Source organism: Armatimonadota bacterium, from assembly GCA_028871815.1.
Taxonomy (GTDB): Bacteria; Armatimonadota; Chthonomonadetes; order Chthonomonadales; family Chthonomonadaceae; genus REEB205.
This window is the reverse complement of sequence record JAGWMJ010000007.1, coordinates 34,405-59,636: the sequence shown is the minus strand read 5'-3', so window position 1 is coordinate 59,636 and position 25,232 is coordinate 34,405. Positions and strand designations below refer to the sequence as shown.

Sequence of the window (25,232 nt, the reverse complement as noted above, 5' to 3'; positions counted from 1 at the left end):
CTCGTGGCGGCCACCGCCTGGTTCTCGCTCGGCGGATCATGCGTTGGTCGTTAGAGGCCGGATCAAGCCTGTGACCCATACGTCGCCTATGTCCTATTCTCTGGGGCAGGTCACCTTTGCCGCCAGCCTCTCGGCGCAGCTCCCGCACACCCTGCCTCATCCGGCCCCTTGCAGCGCCTCGGCAAAAACATGCCGCACTTCTGCAATGGTGTTCGACCGCACGATCGCGTCCCGTACTTTGCTGGCGCCGGACATGCCCTTGACATACTGGGGAAGCTGTCCACGCAGATGACGGACGGCCACATCCTCGCCGGCTTGAGCGGCGAGGTCTGTCAAATGCTCCAGCGCCGCGGCCACGCGTTCGGGCCAACCCGGTGGCGGTGGCGCTCGGTTACCCTGAACGGCTGCGACCACATCTCGCACCAGCCACGGATTACCGATGGCCGCCCGACCCACCATCACGCCGTCACACCCGGTCTGCCTCAGCATCCGGATGGCGTCTTCCGGGGAGCGGATATCACCGTTGCCGATGAGCGGTCGCGTGAGCTCCTGCTTCATCTCGGCGATCAGATTCCAGTCCGCCGAGCCGGTGTGGCCCTGGCTGGCAAATCGTCCGTGGAGCGCGAATCCGGCTACGCCCTCCAGCTCCAGTTTCCGAGCCAGCCCGGCCGTCGCCAGGTGCCCGTAGTGCCAGCCGGCGCGCATTTTCACCGTTACCGGCAGAGGAGTTGCGCGTACCACGGCCCCAACGATCCGGCACGCCTGCGGCTCATCCTGCATCATCGCCGCGCCACCGCCAGTTTTGCAGACCTTGGGCACCCAGCATCCCATGTTGATATCGATGATATCTGCGCCCTCGCCGGCAGCCACGCGCGCCGCCTCCGCCATGATATCGACGTCGGAACCGAACAGTTGAACGGAGAGCGGACGCTGATCCGGCGTCACATCGAACATGGTCATGGTGCGTCGGCTGCGGTAGTGAACCGCCATGGTACTGATCAGCTCAGTAACCACAAGGCCGGGCGCGGCAATGCGCTTGACCAGGCGGCGGTACGCCCCGTTAGTCACGTCGGCCATCGGTGCCAGAACGACCGGAGGGCTGATCAGCACGCCGCCGATGGTGAACGCCGGCCACGCATTGGTCTCCCGGTCGAGCTGTGCGCCGGCGAGTTCTACCTCTGGCGCAAATAAGGCGCTCATGTTTCCGGCAGCCAGACCTGCATCGGGCCTGCCGCGCGATTGGCCCACATGAAGTAGGGTACCAGCGTCAGTGGAAATCTCTCGTGACCCGGCGCCGGCGGCCGCATCGCATAGAGCGACGGTCCGTGCGTCAGCTTCACGCCTTCGGTGTGCACCGCGTTTGCCTGACCGGGAAGACCTGAGAAGCCCTGCCGGTAGAGTGGGGCGTCCGCCGGAATCGCGACATCCCATACGTCTTGGTCCGGCAGGTCGACCTGTTCGGCACAGTAGATCAGTGGACCGCAGATGACGGCGGTTCGGCCGTGGTTGGAGAGGACGAATGGATGGCTGCGGACGCGGACAGGTCGAAATGGGACTTGAAGTTCGAGCCGATCGCCGGCGCTCCAGGCATGAACGGTCCGCACAAAAGTTCCGGCGGTAACCTCCTGCTCGCCTGCAGCGCCGGAAATCGTTGCGCCATCGGCCCATTGCGGCACACGCAGGGTGATGCCAAATCTCGCGTCCTCCGGGCAGCGAATCACGGTAGCCGTGACGGCGCCCTCCCAGGGCCACTGGGTCTCGATCCGCAAATGGACTTCGCCGACATCGGCAAGCTCCACCCGAATGTCACAATTGGTATAGAGGTTAATCTGCACGCACGGCGCGGCGCCGGCGGCTGCTTCGGTGCTGGCCACGTAGCCAGGCAGAGAGGCGATCATTCGGGCCACGTTTGGCGGGCAGCACGCGCAATCGAACCACGGCTGGCGGCGGTGCGCTCCACGGTCCGACAGCGGATTCTCGTAGAAGTAGGTGTCGCCTGTCAGTGATATGCCGGGAAGCACGGCGTTGAAGAGCGTCTCCTCCATGAGGTCGGCGAATCGCGACTCTCCGGTGAGGTGCAGCATCCTGAAGTTCCACTGAACGCTGGCGATCGCCGCGCACGTCTCCGCATAGGCACGGTCGTTGGGCAGCTCCCAGTCGGCGCCGAAGGCTTCGCCTTCATACCGCGCGCCGGCGCCGCCCGTGATGTACATGCGTCTTTCGGTGAAGTTTTGCCACAGGCGCTCCAGCGCCGCGCGATACTCCTCACGCCCATTCTCCAGCGCAACGTCGGCTCCGCCACTGCACAGGTACAGCTGCCGAACAGCATGTCCGGCTACATCCTGGGCCTCGGCGAAGCGCACGTGATCCTGCAGATACGACCGGTTGTCGAAGACCCTGGGTTCCGCGCCTCGCGCTTCGATGAAGCGCTCCGCCAACGCCAGGTAGCGAGTTTCTCCCGTTTCGCGGGCCAGCTCAACCAGGGCCATCTCCGCCTCAGGGTGCCCGCACGCGCCGACTCTTCCGTTGGGGCCGAACTCCCTGTCCAACAGATCGGCGTACCTGCGCGCCACGTTAAGCAGTGACGGCTCGCCCGTCGCCCTGTGGTGGGCAACCGCGGCCTGAAACAGGTGGCCAGCACAGTAGATTTCGTGCATGTCGCGCAAATTGGTGAAGCGCTCACCGGCCTTCTCTCCGGAGTAGTAGCTGTTCAGGTAGCCGTCCGGCTGCTGGGCGGCCTCAATCACATCGGCTGCCTCCGCCACCAAACACTCCAGCGATGTGTCGCGTTGCGAAATGAGGCTCCAACAAGCTCCCTCCAGCCATTTGAACACGTCGGAATCGTTGAAGTAGATGCCCTTGAACCTGCCCTCGCCCGTAGCGGCGAACCGCAGATTGTCGAGCCGGCCGGTCTCCACAAGGCTGCGGTACTGATCCGGCAGCGTCTTTTCGCGGTTCCGCTGCATCCAGGGCAGCCAGAATCCGTCGTTGATATCCACACGCGCAAGCGGCGCAGGGCGCAGGCGGGCATGTTTGCTTGCGCCCAGTTCAATCACAGCGGTGTTGTGCGGGTCATAACTCATCGAAATGCTCCTCCCGGCAGCTTACGTCCCATCAGACCGTTTGGCCCGCAGCGTGGCGCGCCATTGCGACGAACTCCTCGTGCACCCGTATGACGCTCGTCAACTCCGGGTGGAACGCGGTTGCCAGCATCCTGCCGGCACGCACCCCCACAACTCGGCCCCGGTACGTGGAGGTTACCTCCACCCCCTCGCCGGTTCGTGTCACCCACGGCGCGCGGATGAAGACACCGTGGACATGGCTCGGTTCACCGGCTGCGTTCGTCCAGGGCAGTTCCGCTTCGAAGCTCTCCAACTGCCGCCCAAACGCGTTGCGCGCCACATCGATATCCAGCAGATTCAGCGTCGGCTGCTCCGGCGCGCCCTCAATGGCGCGCGCCATCAGGATCATTCCGGCGCAGGTTCCATACAACGGCATGCCGCGCTGTGCCCGTTCCGTAATCGCGCAGTCAAGGCCGATGCGGTTCATCAGCATGCCGAGCGTCGTGCTCTCGCCACCGGGAATTACCAGCGCGGCCACCTGGTTCAACTCTCCGGGAGTCCGCACCTCCGCGGCGCTCACACCGGGCAACCGGTGCAGCATTGCGATATGCAGCGTATAATCTCCCTGGAGCGCAAGCACCCCCACGCGCAGCGAGCTGGCTTCGTGCTGGGACATAAGGCCATTATACAGCAAGCCGCCGTGGGCGAACGCCGTTGACATGAGCGCGATTGGGTCCTATAATTCAAAGGTAAGCCGCTGTGCGCCGCCCCCGCAACCGGATTGGCGTGAGGTACGTAACGGATAGAGTGAGGGGAACGTCATGACACAGAGAATAACAGCCTGGATTCTGGTCGGGTTCGTGCTCTCCGCTGCAGTTGCTGTACAGCCCGCGTCGGCCCAGCGAGGACCCGGACGTGATCGACAGCGCACCGGTCTCGGCATCCGCGAGCGCATTGTGCCTCGCGCCGGCGGTTCCTTTGGCGCGCGCCCACTGTTGCCGCCATACTCTGCCCCCTCCGGCGGATGGAACCAGGGCTTCTGGAACGGCAGCGGAATGGTGGGTGGCGCGTTTCCGTTGGATCCATTCAATCCGGTCCACAACCTTACCGATCTGAACAGCCCCACGCTGCCAATCTACAAACTCAACCGGCCCGGAGATGGTCTTTTCGGTGGCACCATGCCCGGCAGCCTTCCACCGCCGCCACTGGCGCCAAACTCCATCCTTCCCGGTGCCGTGGGACCACTGCCGTTCATGCCGGGCAATGCGTTCCCAGGCGGCTATCGCAGCGCTAACGATAGGCCAGGCTCCTACCTTTATATCAACGGGGTACGCGGGCGGTCTGGATTCCACACCTATGCGGGCTGGGGAAATATCTACTTCTCGAACGGCGCCGGGTACTACCCGTACTACTGCAACAGCTACCTGCAGGGCGTCACTGTGCTGTCGCCGTACTACTACTCGGCCGATTTCCCGCCGTACCTTTCCGGTCAATATGTTCTTGCCGAACCGCCTCCGTACGGTTACATTCCCGTGCCGGATTACTCCGCAAATGGCTCGTGGCAGGGTTATCAGCAGCCGGATGTGAACAGCTACTACCTGAACCGGCCACAGCAGGCGGAACCGCAGCAGGCAGCGCCCGAGGAGGCATTCATCCGCAGCGTGGCTGCGGATATTGAGAAGGCGTGGGAAAGCGGCGACATTCAATATTTGGCGAAGTATGTGCGGAACGACGGCAAGATTGCGGTCTATCTGCGCGGCCAGTACCAGTACTCGCTCCCCGCAAGCGACTACCTCGATATGACGCGCGACGCGCTGCGCTCCACCACCACGGTCAGCTTTACGTTCAATGGATACCAGCGAGATCAGAATGGGGTGTGGACGCTCACGGGCTCACATGTCTACCGCGATCATGCGGGCACGGAGCACACCGTGCGGGTTACGTACGTACTGCAGCGAATTGGTCAGGGATACTACGTAACGCAGGTCGGCTCGGCGCCCGACACCATTCCGGTCGATCCGGCCTCTTCCTCGCCGTCAGGCGGCTGATCGAATCGCTGGAGGCGACGTTGCGCCGAACGGCTGCAATCACGGTACGTAACTTGACGTACTGAACGGGTGCGTGGTACCCTGCGTTTTGGCAGGGGGTAAGTCCGATGTTTGCAGAGACCGATCGCGACGCGATGGTTGAAACTATAGAGGCGGCGCTCGCCGGAGCGTTGGCGGCCGTACGGGCGCTGAAGCGCTCCGGTGGCCCGGTTACGAGCGCGCGCCGGATGTCTCAGGTGGAAATCGCCACCCGGATTCTGGAGGCTGCCGGCGGCCCTTTGCATATCAACAGAATCGTGGAAGAAGCGCGAGCGAGCTACCACCGTGAGCTCGATCGCGACTCACTGAGTTCAGCGCTGGCCAAGCAGATCAAACCTGACGGTAGCATTTGCCGTCCCGAACCGAACACCTTCGCTGTCACCATACCGAAATCGCGCGAGGAGTGAGCGCCGGGGCGCCACATACCGCTTGAGCAACACGCTCCGTAACGGTTCTGCCACCGGCCCCGCCCACTAACTGCTGCGGCGTTTCGCCGAGCAAACGGCCACCACCCGCTCCGCCATTCGCGAGCCCGCGCCCCGGTTTGACCCACGCCGGAGCGCTATGCTATAATCCGATCGCGCTCGGCAGCTTGATATCTCACGACCGCTGCCGGGCTTTTTTTTCGTTATCCCATTGGTTTGGAGGCCCGCTTGAGCAGTAAGGCGCGCAAGCTCCGTACCGGCGGCAAAACCCCGACGTTGAGCCCGGTCGCGACCCTCGCCGTCGCCGACCCGCCAACCGGCGCCTCCACTTCAATGAACGCGGAACAGCAGGCCGTGGTCGAACGGCTGCTCGGAACCACTCCACAGGAGCATGAACTCATGGCTGCCAGCGGCGATTATGATGCCGATATTGTCGTCATCGGGTCCGGCCCGGCCGGATACGTCTGCGCGATCCGGGCGGCGCAACTCGGCGCCCGTACCGTTTGCATAGAGCGCGAAGCGGCAGAGTGGGGCGGCACCTGCCTCAACTGGGGATGTATACCAACCAAGGCCATGATCGCCAGCGTTGAGCGTCTCCATCATGTGAAAACGGCCGGCCCAATGGGCGTGACCATTTCTGGCGAGATCGGCTTCGATTTTGCCGCGATGATGGCGCGCAAGGCCAAGATCGTGACCACTTTGCGCGGCGGCGTGCAGTCACTTCTGAAAAGTAACCATGTCCGCTGCATCGTCGGTACCGCGGAGATGAAGGACGCGCACACGGTGGTAACGGCGCTTTCCGCTGGCGGCTCGGAAACGGTCCGGACGCGCTGTACGATTATTGCGACCGGCTCGGTGCCGGTGATGCCGCCCGTCCCGGGCCTGGAGCGCAAACCGTCCGACGCGCGCGGCGTGAGCAGCAACGGCATCTGGACCAGCGACGAGGCCGTTTGCGCCACGGAACCGCCAACCAGGTTCGTCGTCATCGGCGGTGGCGCGGTTGGCCTGGAGTTTGCCTATACCTTCCGCAACCTCGGTTCTGAGGTCAACCTCATCGAGATGGCGCCTGAGATCCTGCCCCTGGCGGATGCGGAGATCGCGTCGGGGCTGCGAAAGTCGCTGGAACGCCAGGGCATCAAGTTTCATCTCGGCAGCCAGGTCAGCCGCGTGGAGCACAAGCGGACCGGCCGTATTGTTCACGTCACCACACCAACCGGAGAGGTGACGCTGGAAGCCGACGCGGTGCTGGTTGGCGCAGGCCGGCGCGCCTGGCACGACGGTCTGGGACTTTCCGAGCTTGGAGTGGTGACCGACCGCCGAGGCATTGTGGTGGACGAGTACCTGCAGACCAACGTGCCCGGCATCTATGCTATCGGTGATGTTGTCGGCAAGCAGCTGCTGGCGCACCTGGGTTCCCATATGGGAATCGTCGCAGCAGAGAATGCAATGGGCCATCCGGTGAAAATGGATTATCGCGCCGTACCGGCGCCCATCTACACCGTTCCGGAGGTTGCAACCGTTGGCCTTTCCGAGGAGCAGGCGCGCGCCGAGGGGTACGACGTGATGACTGGCCGCTTCGCCTTTCGACCGCTCGGCCGCGCCATGGCGCTGGGCGAGCAGGAGGGCCTGGTAAAGGTGGTTTCCGAGCGCAAGTATGGAGAACTGCTGGGTGTGCATATCTTTGGGCCCTATGCCACCGAACTGATTCATGAGGGCGTTATGGCGATCAAACTGGAATCGACCATCGATGAGCTGATGACCAACATCCACGCCCATCCAACCCTCTCCGAAGCGATCGGCGAGGCCGCGCTCGATGTGAAGGGCGAGGCCATTCACAAGCCGCGCAAGTAGGTCCGGCGCCGAGATGCGTACCGAATCCATTACGAGAAGGCGGGTGCTGGTGGAAGCGGCGGGCCTCGCGCTTTTGGCAGCCGGCTGCGCTCCGCGCCGTACGCGCGCTGCAGGCTACAGCGCGGCCCTCGTGCTGGATACCGGCGGGGTTGACGACCGGTCGTTCAACGCCGCCGCCTGGGCAGGAATGCAGCGGGCGATGAAGGAGCTTCATGTTCACGGCGCCTACATCGAGTCAAAATCTCCTGCCGACTACCAGGTGAACCTCACCGAGTACGCCAACATGGGCGTCAACCTGGTATTCGCCATAGGCTATAAAATGGCCGATGCCTTGAAGCCGGTGGCCGTGCAGTTTCCGCATGTCGATTTTGCGATTGTCGATACCGACGCGCCGGATCTTCCCAACTGCGCTGGATTGAAGTTCCGGGAAGAGGAGGGCACGTTCTTGGTCGGTTACCTTGCCGCCTCCGTCACCAAAACCAAAAAAATCGGGTTTGTCGGTGGCGAGGATATACCCCTCATCGAGAAGTTCGAAGCGGGATACCGAGCCGGGGCCAAAACCGCGGACCCGGCCGTTGCCGTTATCTCGGCCTACACCGGCGACTGGAACGATTTGAACAAGGGAAAGAGCCAGGCGATGCAGGAGTTCGGCAATGGCGCCGACATCATCTTCCAGGCGGCGGGCAAGGCCGGCCTCGGCGTGATTGAGGCTGCGCGCGAGCGGGGACCGGGTTTCTACGCCATCGGCGTGGATCAGGATCAAGACGATATCGCGCCGGGGCGCGTTCTCACCAGCATGATCAAACATACCGACACCGCCGTCTACGACATGGTGGAGGAGGGCCTGCGCGGCAAGTTTCGGCCCGGCCCGCACATCTACGGACTGAAGGAAGACGGCGTAGGTCTCAGCCCCATGAAGTACACACGTCAGGATGTACCGCCGAGTGTGCGACACCACCTGACCACGCTTGTAGATATGATCCTCGAAGGCAAAATCAACATTCCGGTAACGCTGGCGGCCGTGCCGTCGTTTGTGCCTCCTCATCTTCCAGCCGGCGGCTGAAGCGTACCTTCCGCGGCTGCACCATGCTACTCGCCCTGCTCACCGTCGTAGCGAAGCCACCGTTGGCGGCTCCAGCCATCCCACGAATAACGGATCGTCCGTTTCGACAGGAGTACTCACGCTTCTATCCGCTGCCGACCAGCGCGCAAAACGATGTGCGATCGGTGGTGATCGACCGGCATAATCGCGTTTGGGTCGCAACCGGTGCGGGCGTGTTCTACCTGACAGATGGCGCCTGGCAGAGCCCTCCAGGTGCGGCCGCGCTGGGCGCGTGCTTCGCCGTGGAACGCGCACCGGGTGGCGGCGTATTCGCCGGCTCGTACAAGGGCCTCTACAGGGTAACGCTTCGTGACACGCGGCCGGCCGGCATCAGCGGTGTGCCGATCTCCGCGCTGGGATCCATGCACTCCGGCCCCGACGAGCGAATCTTCGCAGCGGGCCCCGACGGGATCTGGATGTCGACCGGGCGCACCTGGCTTAGGTTTCCGCAGCGATATCCTACCGGCGCCACTGCCATTCAGCCCGAGCCCGACGGAAAGCTGTGGCTGGGAACCATCAGCGGCCTCTACCTGCACAACTGGCGCCACCCGGATCGTGCGGGCATCCGGTTTTCGCATCCCAATCTGCTGGGCAGCAGCAACATCCTTTCAATTGCGCTCCACAATGGCCTCCTCTATGTGGGAACAACCGGCGGAATCGACGTGTACCGCAGCGGCCGGCGCGTTGATAGCTGGAGCATCCGGAATGGAATGCCGAACCGCAGCATACGGTCGATCTGTTTCGGTGTTGCTGGTCGGCTGTGGGCAGCTTCGTCGCTGGGCGTGCTCCACCACGGCGCACACCGGTGGGCTGTGCGGCACAGCCTGCGGTGGGTGCCGAGCGACGACGCGCGGTCGGTAGCGGCTGCATCCGACGGCTCAATCTGGGTCGGCACAGCCGAGGGCGTGGGGGTGATCCGCCGGCAGTGGATGACCCTCTACGACAAGGCCCGGCTGTACGAACGGATACTGCGGGCACGGCATATCCGCCCGCCCGGCCTCGTTGGCCCGTCGCCGCTGGCAAAGCCCGGCGATCTTGCCACATTTCATGTTGAGGACGACGATAACGACGGCCAGCACACCGGCATGTACTGCGCGGCAGAATCGTTCCGGTACGCGGTTACGCACAATCCTGCCGCACGGAGTAACGCCCGTGAGGCGTTCCTGGCGCTGGAGCAGTTGCAGCGGATAACCGGCACGAAGTGGTTCATCGCGCGCAGCATGGTGCCGAGCAGTCGCCAGCCGGAGAACGACCGGAACCACACCGAGACCACGGAGCAGGTGACCATCGATCGCATCGGCGAACCTCGAGCCAAATACGTTCCGAACCACTGGATGTTGAGCGCCGATGGAGCGTGGTGGTGGAAGCGCGACACCAGCAGTGATGAGGTGGACGGCCACATGTTTGGCTATGCCTCGTTCTATCAGCTGGCCGCCACTCCTGCGGATCGTCGTCGAGTACGCGCGGAGGTTGACCGCCTGGTTGGCGGCATCCTGGACCACGGATACGACCTGGTGGATGTAGACGGCAAGCCGACGCGGTGGGGCGTTTGGGATCCGGCGCACCTCAACGACGACCCGAACTGGTACGAAGAGCGTCCGGGCAACTCGGTGGAGATGCTTGCCTATCTGGCTGCGGCGAAGATGATGACCGGCGAGCCCAGGTACCGGACCGCAGCCAACAGCCTGCTCGAACGCTATGGGTACGCCCGGAACACACTGCTTACCAATTACGATACGCCCGCAGAGGCCACCCATATTGAGGATGAGCTGTTGTCGCTCGTCTACCCATTACTACTCGGTAACACGCACAACCCCGCGCTGCTCGCAAACTATCGTAAAAGCATGGTTACCTGGCACAAATCATGCGTCTCGGTAGGCGTGCCACTGTACGATTTTGTTTACAATCGCTGGTCCGGCAGCCGTGTTCCGCTGACGGGCGCCTCCGCCGTACTCCGGGATTGGCCGCTAAGCTGGGTGGAGTGGACGGTAGACAATCGGCGCCGCGACGACCTTACCGAAGACAGGCGCGGCGGCGTGGATGAAGGCGCTACCAGCCAGGTGCTGCCGCGCAGCGAAATCGCGATCACCATGTGGGACGGCGACCCCACTCAGGCGATTGGCGGCAAGAATGGCTTGCGCGAGGAAGCGCCAACCGGTTGGCTCCTTGCATACTGGATGGGCCGCTACTATGGATTCATCACGGCGCCTGCCGCGGGCGCGACCCGTGGGTAAAGCGTGAAGGCTTCACATACCGATCGTCGCATCACCCGCCGCAGTATACTGGCCGCCGGCGCGGCCGCGGTGGCCGGGTGCGCTCGCACTAAAGCCCGCAATACCGGGAGCGCCGCGGCCACGGACGCGGTTTTCCACGACGTTACCGCAAGGGCAGGCATCGACTATCGCTGGCAGGTTACCGGGCCACGGCCGTTGACCATTCTCGAGACCATCGGCAATGGCTGTGCGTTTCTCGACTTTGATGGAGATGGGCTGCTCGATATTCTGCTCGTTGGTCCGGAGCCGGCACTCTACCGCAATCTTGGAGGCGGGCGGTTTGCCGACGTCTCCCACGAGACGGGTATCGCCGCGCTCCGCGGCCGGTTCCTGGGCTGCGCAGTTGGCGATTACGATAACGACGGCTACCCGGACATCTACCTGACCGGATATCGCGATGGCGTACTGCTCCATAACGAGGGCGGAAAGCGCTTCGCCGACGTCAGCCGCGCCGCCGGGATTCCACCGCAGCCATGGGGATCCAGCGCAATCTTTGTCGACGTTACCGGTAACGGCAGCCTGGACCTCTACGTCGGCAACTACTGCAGGTTTGGTCCGAATACGATGCCGCAATTATGCCGCCAGCAGGGTTCCATGACGGCGTGTGGTCCGCGGTACTACCAACCCGAAAAGGGCAGGCTCTACATCAACCGTGGCGGCGGTCGGTTCGCCGATGCCACGGCCGCTTGGGGGGCGATGGCGGTGAGCGGCAAGGCGCTGGGAATTGCGGCGGCAGATTATAGCGGCGCCGGCCGTCAGAGCCTTGCAATCGCCAACGATGAAATGCCAGGCGACCTGCTGAGGAACATCGGCGGTGCGTTTCGGAATGACGGCGCGGCTTCCGGCACCGCTTACGATACGCTGGGTCAGGTTCATGCCGGTATGGGAATCGACTGGGGCGATTACGATAACGATGGTCGGCTGGACCTTCTCGTCACCACGTTTCAGCATGAACCCAAGAACCTGTACCACAACGATGGCGACGGCGTGTTTACCGATCGTTCGGCGCCGCTCGGCATCGCCGCCGCGACGGCGCCCTGGGTATCGTTTGGCTGCAAACTGTTTGATTACGATAACGACGGTTGGCTGGATATGGTTATCTGCAGCGGCCATATCTCCGACAATATCGCAGAAATTGATCCATCTACCACCTACCGGCAGAGGTCGCAACTGTTCCATAACGAGGGCGGTACAGCCTTTCGCGAGGTCAGGGACCAATCCGGCGATGGTCTAGAGCGGCCGATTGTTGGCCGCGGACTGGCGGTTGGTGACTACGACAACGACGGTCGTCTCGATTTGCTGATTGTAGACAGCGAGGGTGCGCCCCTGCTGCTTCATAACGATCTGCCCACCGCGGGAAACTGGCTGCTGCTTCACCTGGAGGGCAGGCGCAGCAACCGTGATGGGCAGGGAGCTCTGGTAACCTTTACAACCAAATCCGGCCGATTTCTTCGCAATGCCACCACCGGCGGTTCGTACATGTCGGCATCCGATCCACGCGTCCATTGCGGTTTGGGTCGCGAAACAACCGCCGATATCGCCATTATCTGGCCGAGTGGCGTCCGCCAGAAGCTGGCTGGAGTAAAGGCCAACCAGATTCTGCGCGTGCAGGAAGCGGCAGAATCGTGAGCACCCTGCCGGTTGGCGCGCCTACCAGCGCCGGCGTGCCCACCTGCTGTGATGGGCCTGAGGATGCCTGTGCTGCCAAGGTAAACTAAGCTCTACATGGTTTCTGTAACGGCAAACGTGGCTGCGGCCCAGATCAAGCCGCGAAAGGGCGACTATGTCGCCAACCTGGCGCGGATCGGCGAACTGTTTACGCAGTTGGAGGGCGACGCACCGCCGCCCGACGTGCTGGTTCTTCCGGAAACTGCGTTGACCGGTTACTTTCTGGAGGGCGGTGTGCGCGACGTGGCGCGGACGGCCGCAGAGGTTTTTCGCGATCTCCAGAGTGCCTACCAGAGCAGCGTGGTGCGGCCGGATGCAATGCTGGATGTGGTGATCGGCTTCTATGAAGTCGACGCGGGCATCTACTACAACAGCGCGATCTCAGCGACTCTCGCTGCCGACCCAACATCTGCACGCGTCAACCATCTTCACCGCAAGTTCTTCCTGCCTACGTACGGTGTGTTCGACGAGAAGCGATTTGTGGCGCGCGGGCATCAACTCGACGCGTTTTCAACGCGATTTGGCCCGGCGGCCGTGCTTATTTGTGAGGATGTTTGGCATTCGGTCACCCCGGCAGTCATTGCGTTGAAGGGCGCCGAAGCGCTCTACGTCATAAGCGCCTCACCGGCGCGTGACTTTTCCGGCGACGGCATCGGAAGCGTTTCGCGCTGGACCAACACGATCCTTCCCGGCATCGCCATGGAGCACGGAATCTGGGTAGTCCATTGCGGCCTCGTTGGCTTCGAAGGCGGCAAAGGGTTCGGTGGCAGTTCGCAGATCATCGATCCGTGGGGCAAGACCGTGGTTGTCGGGCCGCTGGATGAGGAGTGCATCATCCGTGCGTCGATCAACTTCGATGACGTCGCCATCGCCCGCGCTGCCTCACCTCTGCTGCCGGATCTGCGCGAGGCCATCGGCGACCTGACCGCCGAATTGACGGCCGCCGCACGATGCGGCCTGCCTGAAAGCGGTTAGGGGCTGATGATCCGTTCCGCCACAACTGCCGGTTCATCCCTGGAACGCCTGCATCCGATAGGCCCAGAACTGCCCATCTACCGTGCAGTTCCATTCGATCCCACTTCGGATGCTCCGTTGCAATTGAACGCCCCGTTAGTAACCCGCTGGCTCACCGCCTTTCTCTCCGATGAGATCGTGAGGCGGCGGGGCATGACCACCGCCGTCGTTGGCCTCTCCGGCGGTGTCGACTCCGCTCTCGTCACCTTCTTGCTGGCGATGGCGCTCGGCCCGCGGAACGTCACCGCGATCCGAATGCCGTACCGGTCGAGCTCGGCAGAAAGCCTGGAACATGCCGCCCTGGTGGCGGCCGCCACCGGTGTCAACTTGATGACGCTGGAGATCACGGACGCAGTGGACGGATATCTGGCGCACTGCCCGGATGCTGACGCGCGCCGGCGGGGAAACGTAATGGCGCGCATGCGGATGATTGTGCTCTTTGATCAGAGCCAGAGGTTGGGCACACTTCCTGTTGGAACCGGCAACAAGACGGAGCGGTTGTTTGGCTACTTCACCTGGCATGCCGACGACTCGCCGCCGGTGAACCCAATCGGTGATCTGTTCAAAACGCAGGTCTGGCAGCTGGCCCGGCACGTGGGCGTACCGCCGGAGATTGTAAACAAGCCGGCCACGGCCGACCTGGTTGCCGGCCAAACGGATGAAGGCGACTTTGGCATCTCGTACCCGCGAGCGGACCGGGTACTCACGTTTCTGGTCCGCGGATACACGGCAGAACGGCTGGTTGAGATGGGCTTCGCGGAGGCGGATGTCGCGCTGGTGAAACGGCGGCTCGACTCCACGCACTGGAAACGCCACCTGCCAACAACGGCAATGCTCTCTTCAACTGCCATCAACGAGTACTACCTGCGGCCCGTGGATTATCAAGCCGTAACGGGCAAGTAGGCGCGGTGACCGCTCCGCCAGCGTAATACGCGGGCCTCACTGCCGCCATTCTGGGTACGCGGCGGTGCTGCAGCAACCTGTACCTCTGCCCGATGAGATCAATGCGGTCTGTGGCGCCTGTGGGCGGAGGATCCGTCGCTGCCGGTTACTGTCAGCCGGCCGATGAGGCGCAAGCTCTCCGACCAGCTGTTGCGCGATCTACGTTTCTACCGGAATGTCCACTTGCGGCTGCCGGCGAAGTTCCAAACCGAAACAACGATGACGGCTACCGCCTTGGCAGTGAGCAGAGGCACACGCGGAGGGTTGCCGTTTTGATGCCAGCTGCCGGTGAGCACCGCGACGCCCGCCTTGATCAGGGCCAGGTTGAGCGCCAGTCCGACGGCGTTGACCGCCACGAACCTCAGGTACTGACGGTGCCGCGGCGCGCTGCCGATCCCGTTGAATGTCCAGACGCTGTTCCATATAAAGCCGTTGGTAACCGCCAGGCTGAAGCTAATGACCTGGGCAATAACCCAGTAAAGCCCTACCCACTGCGCCAGCAGGTAGAAAACGCCAAAATCGATGACGGTGCTGAAGGCGCCGACGACGCAGAATTTCAGAAACTGGTGCACCATGCTGCGCCGGTGGCCCGCGGAGCGCCGCCTGTGCACGGTCACATCGGATTCTGAGGTCTTGGTTTCAATCATACGTGCAGCAACGATCGGCGGCGCTCAACCGGGAAGTATACCTGTGCCGCGCGATAGGCCTGCCGCCCGCAATCGTCGGCGGCCGCGCTCGATCCCTGTAATGCGATCCGCGTCCTCTTCGAGAGCGGCGTGGGGCTTCGCAACCCGCTGCCATGGAAGAAAGAGTGACGCTTACGGAGTCGAAGCGCAGCCCTCTCATCTTCTATTAGCCAACCCGGTAAGTCTGCGTTCGGATGATGAACGGCGGCTGGAAGTCTCCGTCCGGATCGTAATTGCCGCAGCTGGCGGTTCCGGTTCCGGGTTGTCAGCCGCATTGACGATTACCACCGCCCTGGCGGGTATACCGTCTACAACCTTATCGTCGATGGCGTCCACGACTATTTCGGCGGGCAAGTCGGCGGTGGGGTTGAGGTTCGTTATGCGACCTTCTACCGGCTGCCGCCGTATGTGCCGTGAGGGCTGGCGCCGCCTTCAACTGCTGTGAGGAGGGAATCTTGACCGTTTACTCGTCCGACCGCGAGAAGTCTTGTTGCCCGAGCAATCCTCCCGCCGGGACATACGACCGCGAACTGCTGACCGGCAGCGTCATATCCCGCCACGAATTCTTCATCGCGGTTTCAACGACATTTGGGATTCCGCGTGAAATACTCACTGGCGCTCTTGCGAGTGACACGGAGTTGGACGCCTGGCGCGAATTCGCGTTCTGGTTCGCCGCGTGGGCGGGCGTCGAGAACATTGCCCACGCACAGTGTCGTTGGCGTGGATGTTGGCGCCTGATCACGAATTCGCCGAGGACTGCGGCCTACGCCATCGCGTCGCTTGGTCTGGCGGAGACATGGTTCGACGTGGCCGCACAGTCGGCCAAAGGCGATCCGATGCCGGTTAAAGCGACGCGCCGGACCGAGCGGGATTCCACCGGCTGCCCGGCTGATTCTCTGCTTAAGAGGTTGAATGAGCCGAGTCATTTGCGCCTGGTCTGCTGCGAAACGGTCGTGTACGACGAGCTCCGCACCGCGATGGGAGGCACCGCACGCTGGCTGGAGCTTGACGGCGCTTCCATTGAGACGACAGCTGCCTTCAAGGTGGCCTCGATGCGCGCCTGGCCATCTGGATACGCCGCGGCCGAAACCGATGAGCGTCTTGCCCGGGAGGTCTGGACCGGGGTATGGGACGCATGGACAGAAACCGTGTGGGACCACAGCGATATGCCGCTCGTACTCGGCTGGCGGAGTCCGGAGACCCTTGCCGCCAGGAACCCGGCAGCTTTCATCCACGCCATCGCTTTGCTGCAGGCAGCCCTTTCATCGGACCGGCGCTTTCAGTCGACCGCCGTTCTGGGCGGCGACTGGTAGCAGGCTCTGCGGCTCAATTTCAACGCTATGGCAATCACCCTTCTGGCGCCGCACGCCGCCCTCCCGAAGCCCGTACCGCCCTTCCGGCTCCGGATCGACACGATGGGCGTCGTCACCCGCACCGAATTCTTGAGTTCGGTACGCGTCGGCTGGGACACTTCGGCCCTCCCGATGCCGAGGCTGCCGGCCGGGCTATCCGACCAGGAAGAGTGGCAGGCCGCCGCCGCCGCGACCGCCGCCCGCGCCGGCAGTTCCGTCCGCGGATTCGTTGAGATCGCGTGGTATGGCCTGGCCCGGACCATCAACCACAGCCCGCGGGTCGCCACGGACGCCGTCGCTGTGCTTGAGATGCTTTGGAAACCCGTTCTCATCGTCGATGATGGTGAGCCCCAGTCGTGTGCCGTCGAAGCCCGGGACGCTAGCAGCGGTCAGGATGTTGAGGCCTCCTCGCGCTGGCCGGAGGTTCTGCTGAAACCGTCCGCATTTCTGCGCGTCGCGTACTATCACAGTGGCGCGTACGCGGGCCTCCGGAAGCGCGCGGAGGCATCGCACATCCAGTGGATGGAGCTCGACGGCGGCGCCGCGGCCGCGAGCTGCGACTTCGCCGGGGCGGCGCTTGCAGCATGGACGTCGAACTTTCGATCGCATACAAACTCTCCGGCCGGCGAGGGCGTCAGCTGGGAACTATTTCGGGACGTCCTCGTGGAGGCGCTGCGCGCGAAGGGCAGTCAACCCGTGGCGTTGGTATGGCGCAGTCCGGAGGTTCTGGCTGCCGGCGACTGGCGGACCTTTACCGAGGCTGTTTCCGCGCTTCAGGCGGCGCTCCATCACGCTGCACCGTCGACGGCGGCGGCCCTGTTGGTCGGTGACTTTTAGCCCGGAAACACTTCGGCGCTCGGCACTTCCATCGTCACCCGCGCCGGGCCAAAGCTGGTCGTCAGCCGCATTGACGTTTTGCACCGGCCCGGCGGGTATACCGTCTACAACCTTATCGTCGAGGGCGTCCACGACTATTTCGTCGGGCAAGTCGGCGGCGGTGTTGAGGTTCATAACGGGCAGCGGGGGCAGCGGGCGAAGTGCAAACGGAACCCCATAAGGCGTAAGGCGGCGGGTTTTGGCGCCCCGGTTCCTGGCGGCAGCCGGTAACCGGTTCCGCGCCGCATTTCAGCGCTTTGACAATGGCGCTTCTCGCACCACCGCACCGCAGAGTCGCTGCATTCACGGGATGCGGACCTATGTCATGCCGTCATCATTGCCCGTGCATGCTGCTGTATGCCCGCCGCATGGAGCGATCCGACCACCGCCCAAAAGCGCTGCGCGATCTCCACGGTAGAGCCAAACTGCCGCATGTTGTAGGCAGAACCTCGGCATTGCGATGACTCCTCCCGAAAGCCTGCAAACCGTCCCGGCCGTTGGTCGGGTTCCGCTGTGAGGCAGTTCGCTGGCTTGACGCGCGAGCCACACCCGTGATACACTAGCCGTTGCGCGCGGGAGTAGCTTAATGGTAAAGCTCCTGCCTTCCAAGCAGGTGACGCGGGTCCGATTCCCGTCTCCCGCTCCAGCAGGCCGGCCTCCGTAGCTCAGTGGATAGAGCATCCGCCTTCTAAGCGGATGGCCGCAAGTTCGATCCTTGCCGGGGGCGCGCGTGTGTTATGGCGACTGTAGCTCAGCTGGTTAGAGTGTCGGGTTGTGGCCCCGAAGGTCGCCGGTTCAAGTCCGGTCAGTCGCCCCATTCTGTTGCGGCGCAACAGCACCATCGATCCGACGGTGCGGATGTCTGTTGTTGGCTGCTATAGCGTTATGCCATACCGTGTTGCATTGTTTGCAGCGGTTTGCACCGCTCTTGCCATAAGTTCGTGCGCGCATTCACGCCGTTGGCAAGCGACAGCGGAAGTCGCGCCTGGCGTGAAAAATCTCGACGCCATCCTCGAGCCAATCTGCCGTCAGAATGACCTACCCGCGCTTGCCGGCGCCATCGTCACGTCACACGGCCTGATTGCCGAGGGCGCCGTAGGCGTTCGCGCGTATGGCGGCGCCGCGGCCGTGACCATCAACGACCAGTTCCATCTCGGCTCGGACACCAAGGCCATGACGGCCACACTCATCGGCATCCTTGTGGACCGCGGCAAGCTGAGGTGGAACGAAACCCTTGCCGAGGCGCTTCCGCAACTGGCGACGGTGATGCAGCCGGCCTACCGCCGCGTGACACTCGACGAATTGATGGCGCATCGGGCTGGTTTTTCAGCGGAGACGTCGCTTGTGGGTAAAAACCTGATGCAGCTGCACAGGTTGGGCGGCACGGGCCAGGATCAACTGGATACCTACGTCCGCCTGCTGCTGCAGGAGCCGCCGGTAAACGTGCCGGGTACCGCCTATCTCTACTCAAACCGCAGCTTTGCCGTTGCCGGCTGCATCGCTGCGTATTGGGCCCACATACCTTACGAGCAGTTGATGCGTCAGTGGTTGTTCAAGCCGCTGGGCATGACGACGGCCGGCTTCGGCGCGATGGGCACACCGGGCCGAGTGGATGAGCCACTGCAGCACATCATCCGGAACGGTAAGCACATTCCGGTGCCGCCCGGTCCATACGCCGACAACCCGGTTTGTATTGCGCCGGCTGGCCTCGTTCACTGCTCCATCGGGGATTGGGCCAAGTTCATCCAGCTGGAGTTACGCGGAGCGGAGGGTAAAAACGGAATCATCAGCTCCGCCTCGGTCCGGCACCTTCAGACGCCGGTGGAGGGCGGTAACTACAGCGGCGGTTGGTTGACAGCTTTCCGGCCCTGGGGTGCAGGAGCCGTGTTGACGCATGCCGGCAGTAACACGATGAATTTCGCCGTAGTCTGGATCGCTCCAAAGAAGGACTTTGCTGTGCTCGCGGCCACGAACCAGGGTGGCGACGCCGCCGCCACTGCGTGCGATCAAACGTCCGCTGCGTTGATCGGTATGACGGAAGGAGCGCATTAGCAGCTTGAAGCGCCTCGCCACTTGCGCTGCCGCAATGGCGGTCGTCTGGCTGGCTGTTGGCGTGCCGTGCCGCGCACAGGTTCGCCGTGGCGCCTTCCTGCGTGTTGGCCTGGACCGGAGCGGCGATATCACCGGCACCCTATACCTACCGCGACAACCGGAGCATCCACGCCAGGTATTGGCAGACTTGAGCGCTGCGGTCGGTGTTCCACTGGCCGGTATCGTTACCTGGCAAAACGAATACTGGGTACTGCAGGGTCGCTGTGTCGACGGCGCGCATCGAAGCGGTCTCGTGAGGCGATGCTTTATCCATCCACGGGCGCTTCTGACGGCCCTCCATGCCACGTCGGCGACCTCGCTGCAGCTCAGCGTGATCTACCGGGGCACGCCGCACATCCGGTTCAGCCTGCCGCCGGATCATGCCGCGCCGCCGCTAGAGGGGTATGCCCGGCTGGTTTGGGCCACCATTCCCGCCGGCGCCCTGCCGGCGGTGATCACCGTGGCTTACGGTTACAACGCAGTCCAGGCGCTCACCGTACTGGCTCCCTATCTGGTCATCCTGCTGCTGATAGCAATAGCCCCCATGGCAGCATTGATTCTCGCGCGCCGGCGCAACACGCCGGAGGCGGCATTCTCTGCTCTTCTGGCTGAAACGTTCGCGGTGTCGGTATTCTCGTTTGTCTGGCTGGCGCTCTGGCTGGCCGGCGGCGGAGGTCCGCTGATCCAATTCGGCACAGAATCGGGCGTTGATCGCGTCGGCATCGGGGCTATCGGATGGTGCATGATCGTGCCCCTCGTGCTGATCTTCACATGGCGAGCGTGGTGCGTCTATCCTCTGGCAAGGCCGCAGTTCCAGCCCAGTTGCTCGCGCCTGCGATTCACTCTGTATACCTTCCTGCGCACAGGGGTATGGTTCACCACGCTGCTGTGCGGCGTGCAAGCAACCCTCGGGCTCTTCGGCGAGTCGCCAACCGTCTTCATTCGATGGCTGGCTGCTGCTGCTCTTGCCAGCCTGTTTGGTGGAATAAGCTTGCACCGGATGCGCCCGGCGGTGGTGTACGATCTGGCTGAAACCGAACTGGGCGCCAGGATCGGCGAACTGGCCGCCGCCGCCGGTACTCCGTTGCGCCGCGCCGTGCTCCTGTGGTCCACGATTTCCCGGATGGCAAACGCCACAGCATCGGAGCGCGGGGTCGTTTCTATCACCGCGCCGCTGCTGACGGCGCTCGATCGTGCACAGGTCGACGCCGTCGTCCAGCATGAACTCGGGCACACGCGGTTCCGCGACGGCAGGTCGCTCAGGGTGTCGATGGCGGTCGCAGCGGCCGTTGTACTTGGCACAGCCGTGCTGGTGAGGAGCTCACTTTCTGCGCTGCCGGTCCTGATGTTGGCGCCGCTGATAGCGATCACCGTCGCATGCCTTCTGCTGCAGCGGGCATTTGCCCGGCAGCTTGAGTACCGCGCCGACAGATCGGCTGCGCTTGATGCGGACGGCGCCCGCGACCTGATCGCGGCGCTGGTGGTGATACATCGATTCAATAGTCTCCCGCTCGAATGGAGCCGGGCAAGTGCACTGCTCACCACGCATCCAACCACAATGGCGCGAATTCGGACGATGGCGGCGCGCAGCGGGATACCCGCGAGCGATGTGGAGGCCCTGGTTGCCGGTGCGGAATCCGGTGGTGACCACTACAGCGGACCTCCGACTACGGCGCCGAATACTTCGCGGGCGAAATTCGCCTGCTCAGACGCTCAAGCATCTGCAGGAATCGTCAGCGCACTGATGGCCGCGCTGCCTGCGGCGCTTCTCGCTCGCTTCGCCGTTGCGTCACCGCCGGGCTACGGGATCGTTGTGGCCGCCTGTGCCGCCACGGTCGCAGTGCTTCTCGTCGCGGAGCTTCGTGTGAGTGCCGCTTGTTACCACGGCCTGCTGCGGTGGTACTGGCGGCGCTGCGGCGCTCAAGCGGTGCTCCTGTGCAGGTCCACTGCCCGCGCTGAGAGCGCGCCCGTCGACATCGGGCGGGCGACCGTGGTCCACGGGGACCTGGCCTTTGCGGGCGTGGATTACGCCTTCACCCTGAAGGGCGAGCAAGTGGACTCGGTGGTGTCGATGGCTGGCTCGTGGTATGGCTGGCCGATAGACGTGTTGGCGGTGGTGTGGCGCGTGCCGGGCGCCGATTCCAACTGCAAGCTTCTCCTCTGCCGCAGTCGCGATGCCGCAGCGAAGACCAGCTCGGCCACATCGTTGGCGGAGTGGTTAGAAGCGGGTGCGACAGCGCCGGACGCATCGACTGCTGAGCCCCCGCGATGGAGCCGCGACCTGACGCGGCCCGGCAATTCATCCCTGCTGCTGCCGGTGGTGGGCTTCACGGCGCTGTTTGGCTTGCTGATGCACACGCCGGTACAGGCCGTCGATCGGATGAGCGCTGTGTCGGCGATTTCGGCATCCGGCGCCGGTGTTCTGATTGCCACGGTGCTGCGCCGGGTGTGGGCCCGGCGTAAAGCGGCCGGCTAAACGAACGCAGCTATCAGGGCGCGACTGCCTGTGTCTGCCCGGCTCCATCCGTCGCGGGCGCCAACGCACCGTCGGTTGGCAGCGGGACTCGGCGCGTTGCCGCAACACGCAGAACGTGCACATGCGTGGCCGCGCGCCACACGCACTCCTTACGCTGCCAGAATGCGCACCAGGCACGCTTGTTATCTACTGTCGGCGCCCATCCATCCTCCCCCTCACCGGTAAAGAGGACAACATTCACATACGGTTTGACAAGCGTCTCACGCGGAAAGACATAGAGCTGATTCTCGCGGTTCTCAGCGCCGGTGAAGAGGCCTTCACTACTCACCATCCACTCGCGTAAATCGATGGTGTTCAAGCCCTCATTCCGCAGAACGAGATACTCGCCTTTTGGCGTCGGCGCCGGGTGTACTTCCACGATCTTCAGCATCGAGACCACCCTCTCTTCAATCCTTGCAGCGCATGGCTGCGCTTATGCGTTTATGAGCAGCCGTATACCGTTCCGCATACCTCGCATTTGAAGCAGGCGCCACTCCGCACCATCAGGTTCCCGCACGTGGGGCAGATTGGGGCATCAGCCTGATTCTGATAGGTCCGGTTTCCATGTGGATGACCGGCCGGCGACGGCGAACCGCCAGCCGAGGCGGCGACCGCGCTGAGCGAGTCCGGCGTCATCGAGAGCTCCGCTTCCACCGGCACAGCCTTGAGATACTTGGCGCCCAGCCAGCGGAAGATGTAGTCCATGATCGAGCGCGCGAACCTTACGTCCGGATTGCTGGTGATGCCGCTTGGTTCGAACCGCGAATAGGCGAACTTGTTGACCAGGGTTTCCAGTGGGACGCCATACTGGAGGGCCAGCGAAATAGCAGTGGCGAACGAATCCATCAGACCTGAGATCGTGGATCCCTCTTTGCTCATCCTCAAGAAAATCTCACCTGGCGTGCCATCATCGTACATACCAACCGTAAGGTAGCCCTCATGGCCGCCGACGCTGAACTTGTGGGTGATGCTGGCGCGCTCATCCGGCAGTTTGTGGCGGAAGACCTGCGGCGCGGGCGGTACCGCAGACGCCGGGTCTTGAGCCGCGCCATCCCGACTCGTCGCGAGTGGCTGCGTCCGCTTTGAGCCATCGCGGTAGATTGCGATGGCCTTCAGGCCGAGCTTCCATCCCTCCATGTAGGTGGATTCGATCTGTTCGGCGGTAGCTTCCGTCGGCATGTTGACGGTTTTGGAGATGGCGCCGCTGATGAACGGCTGAGCGGCCGCCATCATGCGCAAATGGCCCATGTAGTGGATCGACCGCTCGCCGCTGCTCGGCTTGAAGGCGCAATCGAACACCGGCAGATGGTCGGCATTCAGGCCGGGCGCGCCTTCTATCGTATCGTGCTCGTCGATCCATTGCAGAATTACGCCGGCATCCTCCGGCGAGTAGCCCAGGTTCGTCAGCGCTTCGGGCACCGTCTGATTGACGATCTTCATCATTCCGCCGCCAACCAGCGACTTATACTTCACGATTGCAATGTCGGGTTCGATACCGGTGGTATCGCAATCCATGAGGAAGCCGATAGTGCCGGTTGGCGCCAGCACGGTTGCCTGTGCGTTCCGGTAGCCGTACTCTTCGCCCGAGGCGATCGCCCGGTTCCAGCTGTCACGCGCGGCCTTCAACAGGGCAACCGGCGCGTCCGCGGTGGAGATCGCTTCGACGGCGGCGCGGTGCATCCGCATCACGTTCAGGAAGCTCTCGCGGTTTGCGGCGAAGCCGGCGAATGGCCCGCCATGGTCGCGTGCGATGACGCTCGATTGGTAGTACGCCTCTCCGGTCATGATCGCGGTAATCGCGGCGGCGTACGCTCGGCCGGCGTCGCTGTCGTATGGCACGCCGCGTGCCATCAGCAGCGCGCCAAGATTGGCGTAGCCCAGGCCCAGCGGTCGGAACTTGTGGCTGTTTGCCTCAATTCTTGGTGTCGGATAGCTGGCGTTTTCGACGATGATCTCCTGCGCCGTAATCACCACACGGCAGGCATGCTGAAACGCCGCAACGTCAAACTCGCCGTCGTCCGTGCGGTAGCGCATCAGGTTCAGGGATGCGAGGTTGCAGGCGCTGTCGTTGAGGAACATGTACTCGGAGCAGGGATTCGAGGCGTGGATGCGATCGGTGGCTTTGCAGGTGTGCCAGCGGTTGATGGTGGTGTCGTACTGCATACCGGGATCACCACAGATCCACGCAGCTTCTCCGATCATCCGCATCAGCTCACGAGATTTGAATGACGGACCGGGCGTGCCGTTGAGCACCTGCCTGGTGTGCCAGCTGCCGTCGTCCCCAACGCTCTTCATGAACTCATCGGTAACGCGGACGGAGTGATTGGCATTCTGGAACTGCACGCTGTCGTAGGCGCCGCCGGGCACGTTGAATGCTCCGCTGTATCCTGCGTCGATGAGCGCCCACGCCTTGCGCTCCTCCTGAGCCTTGCTGCGGACAAACTCACCGATGTCCGGGTGATCTACGTTCAATATCACCATTTTGGCGGCGCGCCGGGTTTTGCCGCCGCTCTTGATGGCGCCGGCAAACTGATCAAATCCGCGCATGAACGAAACCGGCCCGGAGGCCGTGCCGCCACCCTCCAGGTGCTCTTGGGATCCGCGGATTGGCGAGAAGTTGGTGCCGGTGCCGCTGCCATACTTGAACAGCATGCCTTCCGTTTTGGCCAGCGTCAGAATGGAATCCATCGTGTCATCCACGCTGTTGATGAAGCAGGCGCTGCACTGCGGGCGAGGTAGACCCGGCAGGCCGACGTTGAACCAGACAGGCGAGTTGAATGCCGCCTTCTGATGCAGCAGCAGATGGGTGAGCTCGTCACGAAATGCAGATGCCGATTCTGGCGATGCAAAGTAGCCCTGCTCGCGCCCCCAGCGCGAAACGGTATCGGCGACACGAGAGAGCAACTGGCGCACGCTGTATTCGCGCTCCGGCGTGCCGAGCTGACCGCGGAAGTACTTCGATACCACCACGTTGGTTGCGAGCTGCGACCATGATGTTGGTATCTCGCAGCCGGTCTGCTCAAACACCTTCTCGCCGCGCTCGTTGGAGATCACGGCATCGCGCAGCTCCCACTCCACGGTGTTGTACACATCCTCGCCGGCGCGGGTATACCGCCGCTCGAACGTAACGCCCGGGGCAGTCCGGCTGCGAACGGCAGCCGTCGTCGTAACGGCCGGCCGCGGGCCTGCGGTTGACGGCGCATGGCCATTCACCTCGGGCTGCGTTTCATTCGCCTGCTCGTCGGTATCAAACGTTGATGGATGGCGGGTATCGTCCTGCATTCTCTC

16 protein-coding genes, 3 tRNA genes and 1 pseudogene are annotated in these 25,232 nt (G+C 63.2%); 14 read left to right on the top strand and 6 right to left on the bottom strand.

What is annotated here, in order from left to right; all coding sequences use genetic code 11:
• Positions 1-156: 156 nt before the first annotated feature.
• Genes dusB through pdxT form a run of 3 tightly spaced genes read right to left on the bottom strand, consistent with a single transcriptional unit; the run spans position 157 to position 3,738 of the window.
• Positions 157-1,200 (bottom strand): tRNA dihydrouridine synthase DusB, encoded by a 1,044-nt coding sequence (gene dusB, locus KGJ62_09580; GenBank protein ID MDE2126826.1) that lies wholly within the window; start codon positions 1,198-1,200, stop codon positions 157-159.
• Positions 1,197-3,083 (bottom strand): glycoside hydrolase family 127 protein, encoded by a 1,887-nt coding sequence (locus KGJ62_09575; GenBank protein ID MDE2126825.1) that lies wholly within the window; start codon positions 3,081-3,083, stop codon positions 1,197-1,199. Before KGJ62_09575 ends, dusB begins: the two co-directional genes overlap by 4 nt.
• 31 nt (positions 3,084-3,114) lie before the next feature.
• Positions 3,115-3,738 carry a pyridoxal 5'-phosphate synthase glutaminase subunit PdxT gene (gene pdxT, locus KGJ62_09570; GenBank protein MDE2126824.1) on the bottom strand — a complete coding sequence of 208 codons (624 nt, stop codon included), beginning with the start codon at positions 3,736-3,738 and terminating at the stop codon, positions 3,115-3,117.
• Positions 3,739-3,883: 145 nt separating this feature from the next.
• On the opposite strand from pdxT, the gene KGJ62_09565 reads away from it, so the two are divergent.
• The 7 genes and pseudogenes from KGJ62_09565 to KGJ62_09535 all read left to right on the top strand — a co-directional run bounded on the left by KGJ62_09565 (position 3,884) and on the right by KGJ62_09535 (position 14,385).
• On the top strand, positions 3,884-5,110 hold the full coding sequence (locus tag KGJ62_09565; protein MDE2126823.1) for a hypothetical protein: 1,227 nt from the start codon (positions 3,884-3,886) through the stop codon (positions 5,108-5,110).
• A gap of 107 nt (positions 5,111-5,217) precedes the next feature.
• On the top strand, positions 5,218-5,556 hold the full coding sequence (locus KGJ62_09560; protein MDE2126822.1) for a hypothetical protein: 339 nt from the start codon (positions 5,218-5,220) through the stop codon (positions 5,554-5,556).
• A 246-nt stretch (positions 5,557-5,802) separates the two neighbouring features.
• Entirely contained in the window at positions 5,803-7,425 is a 1,623-nt protein-coding gene (gene lpdA / locus KGJ62_09555) for a dihydrolipoyl dehydrogenase (protein MDE2126821.1), read from the top strand.
• 13 nt (positions 7,426-7,438) lie between these two features.
• The gene (locus KGJ62_09550) at positions 7,439-8,488 is read left to right on the top strand and encodes a BMP family ABC transporter substrate-binding protein (protein ID MDE2126820.1); all 1,050 of its coding nucleotides are present in this window, start codon (positions 7,439-7,441) and stop codon (positions 8,486-8,488) included.
• 23 nt (positions 8,489-8,511) lie between these two features.
• Positions 8,512-10,761 (top strand): hypothetical protein, encoded by a 2,250-nt coding sequence (locus KGJ62_09545; GenBank protein ID MDE2126819.1) that lies wholly within the window; start codon positions 8,512-8,514, stop codon positions 10,759-10,761.
• 3 nt (positions 10,762-10,764) lie between these two features.
• On the top strand, positions 10,765-12,429 hold the full coding sequence (locus KGJ62_09540; protein MDE2126818.1) for a CRTAC1 family protein: 1,665 nt from the start codon (positions 10,765-10,767) through the stop codon (positions 12,427-12,429).
• A gap of 96 nt (positions 12,430-12,525) precedes the next feature.
• A pseudogene (locus KGJ62_09535) lies at positions 12,526-14,385 on the top strand (NAD+ synthase).
• Positions 14,386-14,591: 206 nt separating this feature from the next.
• Here the strand turns inward: KGJ62_09535 and KGJ62_09530 are convergent.
• Positions 14,592-15,071, bottom strand: coding sequence for a GtrA family protein (locus KGJ62_09530; GenBank protein ID MDE2126817.1), 480 nt, complete (start codon positions 15,069-15,071; stop codon positions 14,592-14,594).
• 494 nt (positions 15,072-15,565) lie between these two features.
• Between KGJ62_09530 and KGJ62_09525 the strand changes: the two genes are divergently transcribed.
• The 7 genes from KGJ62_09525 to KGJ62_09495 all read left to right on the top strand — a co-directional run bounded on the left by KGJ62_09525 (position 15,566) and on the right by KGJ62_09495 (position 21,905).
• Positions 15,566-16,423: a hypothetical protein gene (locus tag KGJ62_09525; protein ID MDE2126816.1), complete on the top strand. Its 858-nt coding sequence runs from the start codon at positions 15,566-15,568 to the stop codon at positions 16,421-16,423.
• 27 nt (positions 16,424-16,450) lie between these two features.
• Positions 16,451-17,299, top strand: a complete 849-nt coding sequence (locus KGJ62_09520) for a hypothetical protein (protein MDE2126815.1) — start codon at positions 16,451-16,453, stop codon at positions 17,297-17,299.
• Between the two features lie 611 nt (positions 17,300-17,910).
• Positions 17,911-17,984: transfer RNA gene (locus KGJ62_09515), tRNA-Gly, on the top strand.
• Between the two features lie 8 nt (positions 17,985-17,992).
• Positions 17,993-18,065 (top strand) — tRNA-Arg (locus KGJ62_09510).
• A gap of 13 nt (positions 18,066-18,078) precedes the next feature.
• Positions 18,079-18,155: transfer RNA gene (locus KGJ62_09505), tRNA-His, on the top strand.
• A 173-nt stretch (positions 18,156-18,328) separates the two neighbouring features.
• A complete protein-coding gene (locus KGJ62_09500) occupies positions 18,329-19,390 on the top strand; it encodes a beta-lactamase family protein (GenBank protein MDE2126814.1) in 1,062 nt (353 codons plus the stop codon).
• A 4-nt stretch (positions 19,391-19,394) separates the two neighbouring features.
• On the top strand, positions 19,395-21,905 hold the full coding sequence (locus tag KGJ62_09495) for a M48 family metalloprotease (GenBank protein MDE2126813.1): 2,511 nt from the start codon (positions 19,395-19,397) through the stop codon (positions 21,903-21,905).
• 13 nt (positions 21,906-21,918) lie between these two features.
• Here KGJ62_09495 and KGJ62_09490 read toward each other — a convergent pair whose 3' ends face one another.
• Entirely contained in the window at positions 21,919-22,335 is a 417-nt protein-coding gene (locus KGJ62_09490) for a lamin tail domain-containing protein (protein ID MDE2126812.1), read from the bottom strand.
• A 50-nt stretch (positions 22,336-22,385) separates the two neighbouring features.
• Complete coding sequence (locus KGJ62_09485) at positions 22,386-25,226, bottom strand: vitamin B12-dependent ribonucleotide reductase (protein MDE2126811.1); 2,841 nt, start codon at positions 25,224-25,226, stop codon at positions 22,386-22,388.
• Between the last annotated feature and the right edge of the window lie 6 nt (positions 25,227-25,232).